This window comes from Methylobacterium sp. E-016, from assembly GCF_022829745.1.
In the GTDB taxonomy this organism is placed as follows: Bacteria; Pseudomonadota; Alphaproteobacteria; order Rhizobiales; family Beijerinckiaceae; genus Methylobacterium.
Window position 1 is genome coordinate 1 of the sequence record NZ_JAKSYF010000039.1, and the last position, 15,027, is coordinate 15,027.

A 15,027-nucleotide genomic window follows, 5' to 3' on the forward strand; every position below is an offset into this window, starting at 1 on the left:
TGCGCCAGGAACGGCCAGAGACCGCGCGAGGCACGCAAAAGCGCAACGCCTCCATGGCTGTCGTGGAGGTCAGCAGGCGAGACGGCGGCGATCAGAAGACGGCCATCCGTGTCGGTCAGCGCGTGGCGTTTGCGGCCCACCACACGCCGGGCGTGAGGCCAGCCCGATGGGTGCCGTCATGGATGCGCAGGCGGCGCGCTCGGGCGGCGTCGGCGTCGATGGAGAACGCGGCTACGATCCAGCCCCGGCGTGTCGTGGGCCGCAAACGCCACGCGCTGACCGACACGGATGGCCGTCTTCTGATCGCCGCCGTCTCGCCTGCTGACCTCCACGACAGCCATGGGGGAGTTGCGCTTTTGCGTGCCTCGCGCGGTCTCTGGCCGTTCCTGGCGCACTGCTTCGCAGACCGAGCTTATCGAGGCGAGCGCGTCGGAACCGCGACGGCGATCACCATCGAGATCATTGCGCCCGACGAGGGACAGAAGGGCTTTGCGGTTCAACCGCGACGCTGGGTCATCGAGCGAACCTTCGGATGGATCAGTCGATGCCGCAGGCTCGCCCGTGATCACGAGGCGACGGCCTCTTCCGCACTCGCCTTCTTCGTCCTGGCAGCAGCTATGATCCTCGTCAGACGCCTGGCACGAGCGTTATGAAACGGGGTCTTACGGAATGCCGGAAAAACCATCTGGATGGCCGTAATGGACGCAAAACGGAACGTTTACTTATGGGTACGGGGCTAGAATAAGCTCAAGTTCCCTCTCGGACGCTCACCCCACCGTATCGCACGAGCCACGTCCGCATTGCTGGGACATCGATCCCCAGGCCCGTCATAGCCTAGACCGCCTCCAAGTCGTCCAAACCGTCGAGGACCTCCCCCAGGCCGAGGATCCTGTCGCCTTACCGGCGGAGGGCGTGGAGCGTGACGCGCGCCCGCAGAACCCCGGAGCAGTCGTGGAGGGCGCAGGTCGGGGCCGAGGTGGCAGGGGCGGCGACGGGGGCAAGGGCGCGCAAGGAAGCCTCCTCAGATCTGAGGAGACCACGGTCAGCGTGCTGTCCGATACGTGCAAGCCCGCACTGATGCTATCGTTCCTCTTCCGGTCGCGCTAACCGGATTCGGAGCTCTAAGATCCGATTCAACGGTCGCGGCAGGGCGGCTCCTCTCCCGGGATGCGGTCTGGGGAGCAGTGCCGTTTGGAGTTTGCGACGCCGCGTTCTACATTCCTATTCGCGCGTCGGGAGTGCTGCCCCGGCGAGCGTCACGAGCCGCTGCATTGACACACGCCCCCCTTCCGTCCCCGTCCAATCGCCTTGCGCTCCAGCGCCTGCACGTCGGCCTGCTGCACGCACCCGGCGCGCGCGGACGGATCGCGCTCGCCCGCGATGGTGCCGGCGGGTGGGACGAGGCCCTGGTCGCGAACTCCGGGCGCGCCCTGCGCGAGGCCACGGCCGACGCCGGCTCGCAGTTCGTCTCGCAGCTGCGGTTCAACCTCCGTCGCCACACCGGCTGCGTCGAGGCGATCGGGTCCGCCTTCCTCGACCTCGACTTCCGCGGCGCCGGCCTGCCGTTCGCCGACCACGACCTCGCCGAGGTCGTCGCCCTGGTGCTGTACGCGATCGCCGAGGCCAGCCTCCCGGTCCCGTCCTGGATCACGGACAGCGGCAACGGGATCCACTTGGTCTGGACGTTCTCGGGCCTCGGCCGGGTGGCCCTGCCCCGGTGGCGGCGCCTGATGCAATCCCTTCGCGGCCCCTGCCTCGACGCCCTCGGCAACGTCGCCGTCCGCTGCGGCCGCCGCGAGCCCGACGCCCGCGAGGCGGCCTGGACGACGCGCATGTTGCCCCTGTGGCGGATGCTGCGCGACCTCGGCCTCGACCGCGGCGCCACCGACCCTGCCCGCGTCCTCCGGCTGTGGGGCTCTATCAACCCGAAGGGTGGCCGCATGGCGCGCTGCGCGTGGCCCGACGCCCCGACCGACATCGCCGTCGCCGACTTCGACGGGCTGTGCGACGCCGCCTGCCCCATGACCCGCGCCGAGCTTCGCGCCCTGCGCGTGGAGCGCAAGGCCGCCGCCGAGGCCAACCCGGACGCAGTTCGCGCCGCCCGTCCCCGCGGCCCCCGGCGTTCCCCGGCAGCCAAGTGGGCGACGGTCTTCGCCGAGCTCCATACCCTGCGCGAGGCCCGGGGCGGGATCGCCAGGGGGATGCGTGACTGGTGGACGCTGTTCGCCGCCGTGGCCCTGTCCCAGACGGAGGGCGGCGACGCCCAGGCCTGGGCCGAGCAGCTGGCCCCGCTCGTCGGCCTGCCGGTCCGCGAGGTCGCCGCGGCCCTCTCCGGCGTCGAGCGTGGCATGCGCGCCCACCAGGCCGGCGAGACGGTCGACCACGACGGCGTCCGGCGCCCCGCGTTCTACGACTACTCCCTCGGCACGATCGTCGAGCGCCTGGGCATCACCGACGAGGAGGCGGCCGATCTCGGGCTGCGGCTGCTCGTCCCCGGAGGTGCCCGGCCCCTGACGGCGGCGGAGCGGCAGCGAGAATGCCGGAGGCGGCGCTCACCGAACAGCCCCACCCGGACGGCGCAGGTCGAGGCCAGGCTGGCCATAGGCCGTCGGGCGTGGACGATGCGCGTCGCGGGGATGACGATCGCCGAGTGCGCCACCGAGCTCGGTTGCAGCGCAGCCCAGGTCTCGAAGGCGATCGACCACGCGGAAGCGCACCCCGATGGCGTCGTCACCGTCGAGGTCGCGTGCACCCCGATCCTCATCGTGGACGTCCCCGCAACAGGGTCCGAGACGGTCGAAAACGTCTACGATGTGTCACACTCTATAGTGGTCTCCGACCCGCAGCCTGCCTCGAAGTCCCTGCGCCTCCCCCCTCTGCCGGCCTCCGCGTCGCCCCCGGCACCTCCTGTCCGGGCCTCCCGTCCCCGGGCTCCCGCCGCACCCCGCCAGGATCGATCTGCAGCCCCGTCCAGCCCGTCTCCGCAGGCATCGTCGCCAGGGTCCATAGACAGGTACACCCCGGCCCAGCGAGCCCTGATCTGGTCCATGCAGGTCGAAATGGCGCAGGAGACCGAACGGCTGCGCCGCGTTGCCAAGCGGGCGTCCCGGTTCGCCGGGCAGGTTCGCCACCGCCACGTCCCCGGCACGCCGCTCGCGCCCCTCGACCCGTCCGTGAACTTCTACCTACACGACAGCCGGGGCTACTGACGCCGCCGCCCTTGTCGCCTTCCAGGCCGGGGGGTATATCTGACGGGTGTCTAGCGGCACGGGATGCAGCACATCTCTAAGGGCTCTCCGGGCGACCGGGGGCCCTCTTCACATCCGGGGGTAGGAGAGACCTCCACCCACCCCGTGACGTGGACCCCGGCACGCCTCTAAATCGATCCTGCGGCCATGCCCGGCATCGACGTCTCCGTACAGTCCGACATCTGCGACGCGGTCGCCCAGTGGCAGGACGCGTTCCTCTCGGAGACGTCCCTGAAGCGGTACCGCCGCGCCTGTGCGTTCACGGTGCTGCTCGGCCTGTACACGGGCACCCGGGCCGGTGCGATCGCGACCGCCTCGTTCGAACGCGTCGAGGGTCGGTCCTGGCTCGACCTTGACGGCGGCATGTTCCACCGCCTCGCCGTCGGGAAGGCGGCCACGAACAAGCGGCAGCCGCCGGTGCGCCTGCCCGACCGTCTGCTCGCGCACATCCGCCGGTGGCGCCGGCTCGGCCTGTCACGCGAGTTCGTCGTCGAGTTCCGCGGCCAGCCGGTCGCACAGGTCAACAAGGGGTTCGGCGTGGCGCTCGCGACCGCCGGCCTCGTCGGCTCGCCTCACATGACGCGGCACACCTGCGCGACCTGGCTGCTGCAGCGGGGCGTGCGGTCATGGGACGCCGCCCACTACCTCGGCATGAGCGAGCGGATCCTGCTGGAGACGTACGGCCACTGGGCGGCCGACTACCAGCGCGGGATCGCCGGGGGGCGCCGCCGCACCCGGCCGGATGCCGAGCTCGGGGACGTGTTCTCTACGGCCTACAACCGCGACCAGGACCTCGCGGTGGCGATGCGGAACCGGGACGCGCGGCTGGCCCGGCGCGGCCTGCCGGTGCGGTCGCTGGCCGCCGTCCTGGAGTCTGCCTGACCGATGCTGGGGCCGGAACCGCTACCGGAACCGAAACAGGGGGTAACCGGCAGGTTTTGGGGGGTGTCGAGGGGTGCCGGGACGGCGGTCCCCCAGGGCGTCGAACGATAAGGCTAGCGCGCTCATAACGGTCTGGTTGCAGGTTCGAGTCCTGCCGGGCCCACCAATCATCGCAGCGACTTAAGCAGGCATTGTTTTATGCCCCGGGGCGGTCGCCCAACGATTTGCCCAACGGAACGCTCTTTTTGCCCCTGTTTTTGAAGGCTCCCGCGGCGCCGGATTGAAAGTCCGGGTGGTGGTGACCGTAGACGTTGATCAACACGTCAGGCGTCATGCCGAGGAAGCCGGACGCCTCCCAGATGCTGACGCCGCGCTGCATCAGCCAAGTCGCCGCGGTGTGCCGGAGGACATGCGGTGAAGCAGCTTCCTCAAGGCCGGCAAGGCGGACCGCCGATGCGAAGGCCGTCTTGACCGACGCAACGGGCTTGCCGTTCCACTCGACCGCGAACTCGGGCATCGTTCCATCGCGGCGCGGCGTCACCGCCCAGCGGCGCAAGTGCGCCACGAGGTGCGATGGCAGCTTCACGACGGGCTGCCTCTTCTTCGTAACGCGATTGCCCTCGGCTCGCCGGTAAAACAGCCCCTTATCGAGATCGACATAGGCCCTGCCCTTACCGCGGTGGAACGAAGCAGCAGCAAGCACTCCGGCAGGTGTGCCGGTATAGAGGCCGAGCAGGATAAACCGCGCGAGGTGCCGAAGTGGGCGCTTGTCGGTCTGAACTGCCTGGCCGAGGTTCGCGCCCCGATGGACGGTTTGCTTCTCGCGGTAGCGCCAGCACACCCAGAGCAGGCCGGCGGCCTCCTCTCTCGTTAGGAAGCGGTCTCTCCCCTCCCCTTTCTCTGGCAACGGGACTTTGACGATCCCACGATGCAAGCCTTCGGTCTGGTGATGCCCGATGGCCGCCCGAAGGTCTTCTAGGTCTCGCCGGGCGCCGCCGGTCCGTTTCCTGGCAACGACATAGTCGCGGCACAGTGGACCTTTGATATCTGACAGGCGTTTGCCACCGAAGAAGTCGTTCAGCCGGCCGATCCGTCCCTTCAGCCGGCGATAGCCGATGGGGTCGGACGCTTCGATCACGCGTCGACGCGCTTCAAGGTACAAGATCAGCACGTCCGCGACCGGGATTGCTTCGAGGTCCCGAAGCGACCGCGACGGGGCATGCTTGGCGATGTTGTGCTCTGCGAGTGCGCGTTCGGCTGCTGCAAGATCGCCCTCAAAGCATCCTGTGGGGTACTGCTTGCCTCCGTCGAGGATGAGCCAGGCCGCTCGTGACGCGACCTTGCCGCTCCGCTTCCGCTCAGGTCGAAGCCAGAGTCGGGCGGGTTTGCGTTGACGCGGCATAGCTCTCTCATTCTCGCGATGGCGCCGAGGGTCGTCCAATCACGGCCAGCGACGCGCTCGACGGCTAGCCGCCCGCGAGCCTTTTCCGTGCGCAGGCCGGAGGCGGTCATGCCGCCGCCCGGGTAGGCGAGTGCCGCGGCCACATCGAGCCGCAGCGGCGTCTCGTCGGTGATCTCCGATGCGTCGGGGATGTGTAGCGCCCTACCCATCATGGTCGTCCTAGCCCGCACGTATCCCGCGAGCGGTGTCTGCATGTGTGACCTGAGGAGCGTGGCGGGACATTTAGATGGGTCCTTCGTCCGGCAATTTTGATCCGTAGGCGAACTTGTAAACGGACTGGCTTGATGATCGGCGTTGCATGTCTACATGGAAGTGGTTAGGTGCACATCAATAGTGCGGTATTGCGCGATAGATGTCAATTATTATGCGCATGAAAAGTGCGACCTGTTCGCTGCTATGATCACTTCTGCTCAGTGTCGCGCGGCGCGCGCCTTGCTGGATTGGAGCCGTGAGCAGTTGGCTACTGCCGCGAGGATCGGCCTGCGTACCCTCGTGGATTTCGAGCGCGGCGCACGCGATCCTCACCACGCGACACTTGAGGCGATCGAGCGTGCTCTGAGTGAGGCTGGAGTGACCACCGACCTCACTAAGGGAACCGGTCTGGGCATTCGACTCATCGGAAATAACGCTGATACGCAGTCCGATGGCGGGTAAGGCAATGTGTTGATTGTGGCGTCGATTGCTTGGTCCGCCGACAGGCAGCCCAGCACAGGGCGCACACGACGACAGGTTGATGCGGGCAAGTTCCCTGCATAGCGCCTGTGACGCCTCGGGCCGAGTGGTTGCGTAAGGTCGGTGCTGCGGGGAACGAGAACCGCCGACGCCGGCTTATGGCCCGTTCGAAGCCTCGAAGGGGTGGCGGCCCTGCTTGAAGGGGCAAACAGGACCGCCGCAACAGATCGGGCGACCTGCTGGCCGTGGATGCGGCGCCCTCCACGGTGGATCAGACAGGTTGCTGAAGGATGAGCGACGACACGGCAGCCCTGATCCTGACGCTCGCCACCGAGATCGCCGAGTTGCGCGCAGCCCTCGCCGAGGCGCAGGAACTCCTGATCGAGACCGCCGTCGATGCCGGCGAGATGCATGCCCGGCTTGAGGAGGTGCATCGGGAGTTGGCCGTTACACGGGCCGATCGCGACGCCTGGATGATCCGTGCAAGGCGGCAGGCGTCATTATCGCCCCCTACGTCGAGCGCCTTCGCCGCCACGCTGGCCTTACGCTCGCCGCTAATTCGCTAACGCTTCCGACCCATAGCGGACCCCGCCCGCGCGTGAGGCAAAGTGACATACGTGAATTTATGGATTGAGGCATGTCTGCTACCGGGCCATACTGCTCAAAAAATGAATTATCAAATACTAAATATGATTTTTTTGTATAATACGTAGATTTCAATTATCCCACTTAATACTGAGATCAAACTAATCGACAAAGTAAGAACCATAAGCAACCAATATTCCACGGGCTTTTTTGATATCACATACAGTCTGTATCGCGATTGGAAACTTCTATTTCTCCATGAGGATGTGAACTTAGTAACGCTTAAAACTGATATGGTCAGACAAGCCCAAGCTTGAAAAACCAGCTTCGCATAAGTTAAATTTTCCATTTCTATTCGACCTGTTCCGAAAACTATGCCTGTTCCGAAATCTGCCTTCCACCTAGAACGGACCTCGCGCACGCCAGACCAATTCGCATAAGCGAATTTACAGCTTACTCTTGAACCTACATGCTGCCTTGACCCACATCATACAGAATGTAAAATCTATGAACCCTTATATAGGATTTGCAACAATCGTTTCTATCATTGTGTATACCATTTTTAATTGCGCTTCAAACCAATAAGTTGTCTGGTTTTATAGTTTATATTTTATTTATTGCGTCAACGGTAACTTATTTATTTTTATCTGTAAGTTCTACTACGCACAAAGTTACCTTTTTCGATCAAATAGTCAGCGGCTTACTAATGTGGGGTATCGTAGTAGGCGGAACTCTGGGGGTTACTGTTAGATCAATCTATCTCTGGTCGAACCGCCATCGCTCAAAGGGAGATGCGAGCCACTGAGCCGAGGGACCGCACTTGGTTCGCATAAGGCGCAGTATGGCGTCCGCTTCCCACCCTTTTCGGACGCTTTGAAGGACTGCCATCCGTCAGGTTTTCACCTGTATGGTTGGACTCGGAGCCCACCCGCACTGGACAGCCACCGAGTGCCGATCCGCCCCGAGCACCGCAACTTCTACCCCATCGACTGGCGCGAACTGTCGGCCATGGTCCGGTTTCAGCGCGCCGGCAGTGCCTGTGAGGGCTGCGGACGGCCGCATGGGCGTATCGTCTACCATCTCGGCGATGGGCGCTGGTGGGACGCTCAGATCGGCGCCTGGCGCGACGGGAAGGGCAAGAACCTCGCCGAACTGCCGACCCTGGATAACCTGACGGGAAGCCTGCGCACGACACGCGTCGTGCTCGCGACGGCGCATCGGGACCACGACACCGCGAACAACGCGGATGCCAACCTCGTCGCGTTTTGCCAGCGCTGCCACGTGAACCACGACCGGCCTGAGCATCAGCGACGGCGCTGGCGAACGCTGTTCCGGCGCCGGGCGATGGGAGACCTGTTTCGGGGAGTCTATTCGCCATGACGGGAGCCAGGCAGGTGCCAGACATCATGGACCCCTACGCCTACCCGCCACGCGGCCTCGATCTCGCTGCTGCTGCTCGATACCTCGGGCTCACCCCCACCGCCTCCAGCGCCCTCGTGCGGGTCGGCCAGCTTCCGTCTGCCCGGCAACTCGGCGTGACCGCCGTCTGGGGCAGAATGGCCCTTGATGCAGCGTTCGAGGCGGCCTCGGCTGATGAGGTGCAGCCCAACGGGAAGCCTCCGCAGAAGCAGAGGGACACGCCCATGATGTCCAAGGAATGGCCGGGCCACCCCAACGTCTACACACCTGAGACGTTGGCCGAGCGGTAGCGGTGCTCGGGCACCCATGTCCGCAACATGATCAAGCGAGGCGACCTGGCAGGGAGTCTGCTCGGGGGGAGGCTGCTTCGCATATCGGCCGCGGTCGTAGCGGCCTACGAGAACGCGGACACGGGCAAGGCGCGAGCCCGATAAGAACCGCGGCGGGGGTTCGTCGTTGCCGCGCAGGTTCATGGGGGATCGGGGAACCCGGTCTATCGGGAAATCGGGAACCGCTGCCTTGCCCAAGTTGGGCAGAGCAGTCATCTTACCGGTATGTCGGTTCAGTTCGCCTACCGCTTCCAGCAGGACCTACCCCCGTCGAGCCTTCAGGACCTCGATGATGTGGTGCTGACGGCTGCGGTGATGAGCAACGATGGTATCTCGATCCCCGCCGGAACCGAAGGCACGATCGTCAGCGTCTTCCGCGGCGGCGAAGCCTACGTGGTGGAGTTCGCCCAGCCGGAGGGCACCCTCGCTTCGGTCGGCCCCGACGAAATCCGCATGGCCGAGCCCGCCGCGTCTTGAGTTCCGATGAAGTCGAGGTTTCGTGGCTGATTGATCGGCCGAAAATCTCGCGCTACCTTCTAGATCTAACAAGCAAGCGTGGTGCCTCAAAGGCCAAATACCTGATGCGCTTCGGGTTCACCCCCGATGATCCGCTAACGCTTGCGAACGCGTTGGCTGAGCATGTGGCTCGCAACCTTCCCGGTGTTCAATCGATCTCGGCGCGAGGCGTGCTGTTGGTGGTGTTTGAGGGGGAAGTGACGGCACCAGACGGCCGCGAAATGCCATTACGGACGGTTTGGGAGCCGCGTGAGCCACGCCAGATGCACTTCGTCACGGCCGTACCGCTCACTCGCTAACCCATCTCGGTAACCGCACTCCGGCGGCTATCCTGCTGCGGCTATTTTTTGGCCTTGCTTGCCTCTTCTCCCGCTACGGCCTCAACCGCCGCGATAGCGTTCTCCAACTCCGCAATTCGCTTCAACGTGCTGTCTGCCGGCATCGTATCGTACTGAGCAGCTTCCATGATGAGGTCGCGCTGGCGTGCCTTGAGACGGTCGAGAAGAGCTTCGAGCTTGTCCATGGCGCGCTGTAGCGAGGCTTACCTAGCCCGACAAGGTAGAGTCTTACTTAATCTCGATCGGCCATACGAGGGTCTACGTCGAGGCAATTTTGGCAGTACCGCTGCCAGTGCAGATGTAGGTAATGGCATGAGCGGGCGTACGAAAGCACACAACCTGACCCGCGAGGAGGGCGCGGGCTACAGCAAGGCGCTTCAGGACATGCGCACTTGGTACGAAGGGCACAACGATTTGGCCAAGCAGCGGATCGAGACGTTGAAGACAGGCCTCGGTGCCACGGATCCAGCCTCGATAACTGCCGTCGCCATGCTGGAGTCCGCGATGGAGGATCGCCAGCAGGCGGTCGCTGAAATCGATCGTCTCTACGCCCAGCAGCGTATCGCGACACTTGGCAGATGAGCGCCGTGCCCAACGACACAATGGGCGGCCAGAGCAAGACTGCCTTGATGAAGCCCGTAGGGGTCAAGCAGGGCCACCCCAGCGGATTGGGAAGAACTACTGGCTGCCGAGGCAGCATCAGCGATCATACGGCAGAAGGGTTCTCGAAAAATAGCCAGTCACGCCTGCCCCTGGCACTCCCGCGTGTTCTGCAACTGCAGCTCGGCATTTGGCTCGCCGTTGGCACGCTGTTTTTCCTCCATGCCGACGCTTGGCGCCGATCAGGCTCTGGGCTCAGCGCGGCAACCACGATCCTCCTATTTGCGATCCTGGCCTATCCCTTCGTCCGCTACCGCATCGAGCGCGGACGCTGGCCTGACTGATCTACTCGGTTCCAGCGTACAAACCCGCACCCACGCCGAGCCGATCGGTCGGCAGAGCCAGAGGCGGCGCCGGCATCCGTGGCGCCCCGCCCCCGAACGATGCCCGCGCCTTCATCGCACCGACACCGCCGACAAGGGCGCGTTGCTCGACCTTGGCGCCATAGGTGCCCGCCGCCGCCCGGCAGGCCGCCGACCTTGAACGCGATCATGCCCGCGAGCACGTCGAGGGCCTTCGCCGCGACGCTGGCCGTGCGCTCGCCGCCGGGCCGCATCGAGCCATCCGGCAGGATCGTTGCCCGCAGCGCGCCCGCGAACCGGCGCAACTGCGCAAGCTCATCCGGGGCGAACAATTCGCGAGCTGGTCAGCCCCCATTGAAGTGGTCCGCCCTTTGGTATGGCTTTTGAGCCTGGAGGACGGACAAGATGGCAAAGCCCCCGAAGCCCGAGGAGATCGTCGCGAAGCTACGTCAGGCAGACGTGCTGATCTCACAGGGCCAGAGCGTGGCCGATGCAATCCGCGCGCTCGGTGTGAGTTCGGTGACATACTACCGGTGGCGACGTGAGTTTGGCGGCCTGAAGTCGGATCAAGTTCGACGGATGAAGAGTCTTGAGACCGAGAATGCTCGGCTTCGAAAAGCCATCGCCGATTTGACGCTGGACAAGCTGATCCTGCAGGAGGCGTCCCGGGGAAACTTCTGAGCCCTGCGCGCCGACGCGCCTGTGTCGAGCGCATCATGCGGACGATGACCGTCTCCGAGCGCCGTGCCTGCAGGGCGCTCGGACAGCATCGCTCGACACAGCGCAAGGTACCGCGGGGCCGCGATGATGAAGAGGCGCTGACGGCCGATCTCGTGGCGTTGGCTGAGAAGTACGGACGCTATGGCTACCGCAAGATCAGCGCGCTGCTGAAGGCGGCCGGATGGTTCGTGAACGACAAGCGCGTCGAGCGCATTTGGCGGCGTGAGGGTCTGAAGGTCCCAGCCAGACAGCCCAAGCGGGGGCGGATCTGGGACAACGACGGCTCCTGCGTCCGTCTTCGTCCGGAACACCGCAATCACGTGTGGTCGTACGACTTCGTCGAGGCGCGCACGCATGATGGACGCAAGATCCGGATGCTCAACGTGGTCGACGAACCGAAGGACCGCGCAGCGAGTTCACGCATGAATGCCTGGCGATCCGAGTCGCCCGCAAGCTGAAGGCAACCGACGTCATCGACGTGCTCTCGGACCTGTTCATCCTGCGTGGCGTACCGGGCCATATCCGTTCGGATAACGGCCCGGAGTTCGTTGCGAAGATCGTACAAGCTTGGATCACCGGCGTCGGAGCAAAGACGGCCTACATCACGCCAGGCTCACCGTGGGAGAATGGCTACGTCGAAAGCTTCAACGCACGGCTTCGCGACGAACTCCTCAACGGCGAGATCTTCTACACACTCAGGGAAGCGCAGGTCGTCATCGAAAGCTGGCGCCGTCACTACAACGGCGTGCGCCCGCATGCATCGCTGAAATACCAGCCGCCGGCACCGGAGGTGTTCGTGCCAGCCTTCTCCGCTTGGCCGGCTGCGCTCGCCCGACCAGCTCCGCCGGCCAAGCTACTCGTGGCGGAGCGGCCCACCGTGCACTAACTTCACCCTTGGACCACCTCGCGGGGGCCGATCATATCCCTGGGGGCCAATAAGTGGACTTATCAGCCCCCAGCGCTCTGCCTTCACCTAAGATTAGGTTGCATCACAGGAGCCTGCCTCCGGCGTGCCCCTTGGGTGCTGGAAACCCGAAGCGATCCAGCGAAGTCATCGACTGGGTCGCATTGACCCCTCGAAACAGGTCCCCCAGAGCCTTTCGCCGGAACAGGATGCGCCACCGTTGGAGATACCGTGACACGTAACGAAATCCTTGCCGCCCTTTGGCATGGGCAAGACCCCTTTACGAACCCACCCACCACACTGCGGCCTCTCGATCTCCAAGGCTGGCGCAGTCAGCACGCCTTCCTCGAAGACGCAGTTCGTGAGTGGCGGCCGAGCGTCGTTGTCGAGGTCGGCACCTGGAAAGGCGCGAGCGCCGTGCACATGGCAAAGGCGATGGCGGCACACGGCGTCACGGGTACGGTGATCGCCGTCGATACGTGGCTTGGCGCCGTTGATCACTGGACAGACGCTAGCTTGTTCGCTGAGTTGGCGATCGAGCACGGCTACCCGAGCCTGTACCGTACGTTCCTGGCTAACGTCCTCCGCGAAGGCCTAGCTGACAGGGTGGTACCGCTGCCCCTGGACTCGGTGAATGCTGCGGAGCTGATGCGCCTACGCGGTGTAGAAGTCGACGTGGTCCATCTCGACGCCGGTCACGAAGAGGCCTCCGTCGCCGCTGACCTCGCTGCGTGGTGGTCGGTGCTTCGCCCCGGCGGGTTGTTCATCGCGGACGACTACGACTCCTCAGGCGGACGTTTCCCAGGGGTCCAAAGGGCGGTAGATACGTTCTGCAACCAGCATTGCATCGAAAATCGGTGGGAGTTGCGGGGTAAGTGCAAGTTCGGAAAGCCGCTGGCGCCTATCTAGACGTTAACTGCTGTAGCTAGGGCGATCCCTGAGCGCGCCTGCATGTAAGGCGCGTTCGTACGCATCCTACAAAAACCCGCTCCCCGAGTGCCCCTTGAAGGCATTTGCCCGGCGGATGTAGCCAACCACAGTGCGAGGATCGCGGTGTCCTGACTGATCCATGATGCGGGCGAGGTCGGCACCCCGCTCGGCGGCCGACGTGATGTAGCCGGCCCGCAGCGAGTGCGCCCCGAACGTCGAGGCATCGAGCCCAGCAGCCGTTGTGTACCGCTTCATGATGTCGGCGACGGCCTGCGTGGTTAGGCGCGGCTCGGGGAGTTCGGTTCCCACTTCCTCCGCCGAACCCTCATGCCCTAAGTCCAACTTAGCCTTCCGCACGTTCCCCGATCGCGACACCGGTCGGAATAGGGGGCCATCCGTGATCCCGGCGGCGTCGAGCCATTCGCACACCAGCGCCACCGGTCGGATGAAGCGACCGTGCGGGATCGCCTTCTCGAACCCCTGCCCTTCCTGATCGACCTTCGACCGGCGAACCAGGACGCGCAGCCCTTCCGCATCGTCGCGGAGATCGGCCACGTCGAGGGCGACCAATTCGGACCGGCGGAAGGCGCCTGCGAACCCAAGCGCCAGCAGCGCCCGGTTGCACTTCCTTGTCAGGGTGTCTGGCGTCCGCATCAGGATCGCGGCCATGATGTCGGCGGTCGTGGCGCCCTCTGCGTCGGGACCGTGCCGATCCGGCAGCGGATGCCCTTGGAGCCCGAGGAGATTGCCGAAGCCATCCTGTGGATGTGTTCGGACCTCGGCGCGTTCGTCACCGGCGCGTCGATCTAGGTCGACGCTGGTTGGTCGCTCTGAGGCGCAGTTCTGCAAACGACAAAGGATGGATCCCATGGACATCAAGCGCAGCGGAAGTCACCCCTCGGTCCCCGGCGCGATAGGCCTTTAGTCGACATGGACGGCGAGCTTCATCTTTGGGTGCACGCCGCAGAGGACGAGGAAGTCGCCCCTTTGCGGGAACACCATCGTGGTGCGGCTGCCGGGCTCTTGGTCGCCGAAATCGCGGTGGACCCCGTCCGCCTCGATATAGGCGTGGTGGACGGACGTCGCCTCTTCGTTGGACAGCACGATGGATCCGCCGGCCTGCAGGGTGACCGCCTGGAAGCCGAATTGCTTGGCTTTCTGAATGACGATGCCGGCGACGGTCGATGCGTTGGCGTAGGCCTGGAGGCACACGAGACAGCAGGCCAACCCTGCTGCGGATGCGAGAACGTGCCGCTTTATCGAAGCTCCCATAAGACAGACCTGCGCTTTATTTTCGTTTTGATCCCCCGGCATGAGTAAATCTAGAAAGTTTCGAGAGTATTTCAGCCGCTAATAATTGGATAAATTAGTTAATTTTGACATAATGGCGATGTTTAAGTTATAGCTTTGTCCATAATGGGCCGGAGTATATGCTTGATTTCTGGCTCAGTGAAAACCGAGCCTATCTCTCAGATAACCGCTGCACCACCTCCGCCCTGAGGTTCCGACGTCACTGTCCAAGCAGTCGGCAAACCACTTCGTGCACCTATGCGGCGCCTGCATCAGGGACCCCGCGCCTGGAAGTGGACGGACAGAAATCCCTCCCACTCCCTTCTTGTTGGTCGTAGGGCGGACCTGCGGGTCCCGGCCCATGACGGGCATACGGCTACCGCCCCATCTCCTCGAAAGGGAGGCTGTCGACACACATCATTGTGTTAGTAGCAGCCGGCCAGAGACCGGGCCGACACCCTTCGGCACCGGCACGCTCGTTGCGCTATAGTTGGCGTGTTGATGCGCCTCGCGACCTTCAGCGCTAGGCAGGCGCGACTGTGCTCGTCGATCAGCGTCAGGATACGCAGGCTTCGCCCGTCATGGGTCTGGCCCTGCACAAAGTCGAAGCTCCAGACGTGATTGCGATGGAGAGGCCGCAGCCGTACGCATGAGCCATCGTTCAACCACAGCCGGCTTCGCGGCCGATGCTTTTGCGGAACCTTGAGCCCCTCACGACGCCAGATCCGCTGAACCCGGTCTTTCCCCGCCTGCCAGCCCGCTGCCTGCAG

Annotated in this window: 17 protein-coding genes and 3 pseudogenes; 14 read left to right on the forward strand and 6 right to left on the reverse strand. The window is 64.3% G+C overall.

Annotated features, from left to right (window positions below; genetic code table 11):
• Nucleotides 1-143 (reverse strand): transposase (locus MKK68_RS02380; RefSeq protein ID WP_409567143.1); only part of this gene is annotated, 143 nt, incomplete at its 3' end.
• 5 nt (nt 144-148) lie between these two features.
• On the opposite strand from MKK68_RS02380, the pseudogene MKK68_RS02385 reads away from it, so the two are divergent.
• From MKK68_RS02385 to MKK68_RS02395, 3 genes and pseudogenes are all read left to right on the forward strand, one after another.
• Nucleotides 149-653, forward strand: a pseudogene (locus tag MKK68_RS02385) (transposase); the annotation flags it as partial.
• A 618-nt stretch (nt 654-1,271) separates the two neighbouring features.
• Nucleotides 1,272-3,209 (forward strand): hypothetical protein, encoded by a 1,938-nt coding sequence (locus MKK68_RS02390; protein WP_244028464.1) that lies wholly within the window; start codon nt 1,272-1,274, stop codon nt 3,207-3,209.
• 186 nt (nt 3,210-3,395) lie between these two features.
• Complete coding sequence (locus tag MKK68_RS02395; RefSeq protein WP_244028465.1) at nt 3,396-4,130, forward strand: tyrosine-type recombinase/integrase; 735 nt, start codon at nt 3,396-3,398, stop codon at nt 4,128-4,130.
• 196 nt (nt 4,131-4,326) lie between these two features.
• Here MKK68_RS02395 and MKK68_RS02400 read toward each other — a convergent pair whose 3' ends face one another.
• On the reverse strand, nt 4,327-5,532 hold the full coding sequence (locus MKK68_RS02400) for a tyrosine-type recombinase/integrase (protein WP_244028467.1): 1,206 nt from the start codon (nt 5,530-5,532) through the stop codon (nt 4,327-4,329).
• A gap of 456 nt (nt 5,533-5,988) precedes the next feature.
• On the opposite strand from MKK68_RS02400, the gene MKK68_RS02405 reads away from it, so the two are divergent.
• From MKK68_RS02405 to MKK68_RS02430, 6 genes are all read left to right on the forward strand, one after another.
• The gene (locus MKK68_RS02405; protein ID WP_244028496.1) at nt 5,989-6,246 is read left to right on the forward strand and encodes a multiprotein-bridging factor 1 family protein; all 258 of its coding nucleotides are present in this window, start codon (nt 5,989-5,991) and stop codon (nt 6,244-6,246) included.
• Nucleotides 6,247-6,554: 308 nt separating this feature from the next.
• A complete protein-coding gene (locus tag MKK68_RS02410; RefSeq protein ID WP_243985934.1) occupies nt 6,555-6,830 on the forward strand; it encodes a hypothetical protein in 276 nt (91 codons plus the stop codon).
• 967 nt (nt 6,831-7,797) lie between these two features.
• Nucleotides 7,798-8,229 carry a hypothetical protein gene (locus MKK68_RS02415; protein ID WP_147843387.1) on the forward strand — a complete coding sequence of 144 codons (432 nt, stop codon included), beginning with the start codon at nt 7,798-7,800 and terminating at the stop codon, nt 8,227-8,229.
• Between the two features lie 26 nt (nt 8,230-8,255).
• On the forward strand, nt 8,256-8,558 hold the full coding sequence (locus MKK68_RS02420) for a hypothetical protein (RefSeq protein WP_244028484.1): 303 nt from the start codon (nt 8,256-8,258) through the stop codon (nt 8,556-8,558).
• Nucleotides 8,559-8,822: 264 nt separating this feature from the next.
• Nucleotides 8,823-9,074 (forward strand): DUF4926 domain-containing protein, encoded by a 252-nt coding sequence (locus MKK68_RS02425; RefSeq protein ID WP_244028486.1) that lies wholly within the window; start codon nt 8,823-8,825, stop codon nt 9,072-9,074.
• Nucleotides 9,071-9,412 carry a DUF6883 domain-containing protein gene (locus MKK68_RS02430; protein WP_147843384.1) on the forward strand — a complete coding sequence of 114 codons (342 nt, stop codon included), beginning with the start codon at nt 9,071-9,073 and terminating at the stop codon, nt 9,410-9,412. The genes MKK68_RS02425 and MKK68_RS02430 overlap by 4 nt, the downstream gene beginning before the upstream one ends.
• Before the next feature lie 41 nt (nt 9,413-9,453).
• Here MKK68_RS02430 and MKK68_RS02435 read toward each other — a convergent pair whose 3' ends face one another.
• Nucleotides 9,454-9,636: a hypothetical protein gene (locus MKK68_RS02435; RefSeq protein WP_147843383.1), complete on the reverse strand. Its 183-nt coding sequence runs from the start codon at nt 9,634-9,636 to the stop codon at nt 9,454-9,456.
• Between the two features lie 127 nt (nt 9,637-9,763).
• On the opposite strand from MKK68_RS02435, the gene MKK68_RS02440 reads away from it, so the two are divergent.
• The 4 genes and pseudogenes from MKK68_RS02440 to MKK68_RS02455 all read left to right on the forward strand — a co-directional run bounded on the left by MKK68_RS02440 (nt 9,764) and on the right by MKK68_RS02455 (nt 12,946).
• Nucleotides 9,764-10,033: a hypothetical protein gene (locus tag MKK68_RS02440; protein WP_147843382.1), complete on the forward strand. Its 270-nt coding sequence runs from the start codon at nt 9,764-9,766 to the stop codon at nt 10,031-10,033.
• Complete coding sequence (locus MKK68_RS02445) at nt 10,030-10,395, forward strand: hypothetical protein (RefSeq protein ID WP_244028488.1); 366 nt, start codon at nt 10,030-10,032, stop codon at nt 10,393-10,395. Before MKK68_RS02440 ends, MKK68_RS02445 begins: the two co-directional genes overlap by 4 nt.
• A 423-nt stretch (nt 10,396-10,818) precedes the next feature.
• Nucleotides 10,819-12,019: pseudogene (locus MKK68_RS02450) on the forward strand (IS3 family transposase).
• A gap of 249 nt (nt 12,020-12,268) precedes the next feature.
• Nucleotides 12,269-12,946 (forward strand): class I SAM-dependent methyltransferase, encoded by a 678-nt coding sequence (locus MKK68_RS02455; RefSeq protein WP_244028489.1) that lies wholly within the window; start codon nt 12,269-12,271, stop codon nt 12,944-12,946.
• A 66-nt stretch (nt 12,947-13,012) separates the two neighbouring features.
• On the opposite strand, the gene MKK68_RS02460 is transcribed toward MKK68_RS02455, so the two are convergent.
• The gene (locus MKK68_RS02460) at nt 13,013-13,636 is read right to left on the reverse strand and encodes a site-specific integrase (RefSeq protein WP_244028491.1); all 624 of its coding nucleotides are present in this window, start codon (nt 13,634-13,636) and stop codon (nt 13,013-13,015) included.
• Between the two features lie 36 nt (nt 13,637-13,672).
• Here MKK68_RS02460 and MKK68_RS02465 point away from each other — a divergent pair, with 36 nt between their 5' ends.
• Nucleotides 13,673-13,777 (forward strand): SDR family oxidoreductase, encoded by a 105-nt coding sequence (locus tag MKK68_RS02465; protein ID WP_244028492.1) that lies wholly within the window; start codon nt 13,673-13,675, stop codon nt 13,775-13,777.
• A 111-nt stretch (nt 13,778-13,888) separates the two neighbouring features.
• Here the strand turns inward: MKK68_RS02465 and MKK68_RS02470 are convergent, their stop codons facing one another.
• Both MKK68_RS02470 and MKK68_RS02475 read right to left on the reverse strand, forming a co-directional pair.
• Nucleotides 13,889-14,281 carry a hypothetical protein gene (locus tag MKK68_RS02470; protein ID WP_244028494.1) on the reverse strand — a complete coding sequence of 131 codons (393 nt, stop codon included), beginning with the start codon at nt 14,279-14,281 and terminating at the stop codon, nt 13,889-13,891.
• A gap of 470 nt (nt 14,282-14,751) precedes the next feature.
• A pseudogene (locus MKK68_RS02475) lies at nt 14,752-15,027 on the reverse strand (IS3 family transposase); the annotation flags it as partial.

Bases quoted from the DNA above. Each gene is read 5' to 3' on its own strand.
- MKK68_RS02395 (WP_244028465.1), top strand. From the start codon at position 3,396: ATGCCCGGCATCGACGTCTCCGTACAGTCCGACATCTGCGACGCGGTC.
- MKK68_RS02400 (WP_244028467.1), bottom strand. From the start codon at position 5,532: ATGCCGCGTCAACGCAAACCCGCCCGACTCTGGCTTCGACCTGAGCGG.
- MKK68_RS02405 (WP_244028496.1), top strand. From the start codon at position 5,989: ATGATCACTTCTGCTCAGTGTCGCGCGGCGCGCGCCTTGCTGGATTGG.
- MKK68_RS02410 (WP_243985934.1), top strand. From the start codon at position 6,555: ATGAGCGACGACACGGCAGCCCTGATCCTGACGCTCGCCACCGAGATC.
- MKK68_RS02420 (WP_244028484.1), top strand. From the start codon at position 8,256: ATGGACCCCTACGCCTACCCGCCACGCGGCCTCGATCTCGCTGCTGCT.
- MKK68_RS02425 (WP_244028486.1), top strand. From the start codon at position 8,823: ATGTCGGTTCAGTTCGCCTACCGCTTCCAGCAGGACCTACCCCCGTCG.
- MKK68_RS02435 (WP_147843383.1), bottom strand. From the start codon at position 9,636: ATGGACAAGCTCGAAGCTCTTCTCGACCGTCTCAAGGCACGCCAGCGC.
- MKK68_RS02440 (WP_147843382.1), top strand. From the start codon at position 9,764: ATGAGCGGGCGTACGAAAGCACACAACCTGACCCGCGAGGAGGGCGCG.
- MKK68_RS02445 (WP_244028488.1), top strand. From the start codon at position 10,030: ATGAGCGCCGTGCCCAACGACACAATGGGCGGCCAGAGCAAGACTGCC.
- MKK68_RS02460 (WP_244028491.1), bottom strand. From the start codon at position 13,636: ATGGCCGCGATCCTGATGCGGACGCCAGACACCCTGACAAGGAAGTGC.
- MKK68_RS02470 (WP_244028494.1), bottom strand. From the start codon at position 14,281: ATGCCGGGGGATCAAAACGAAAATAAAGCGCAGGTCTGTCTTATGGGA.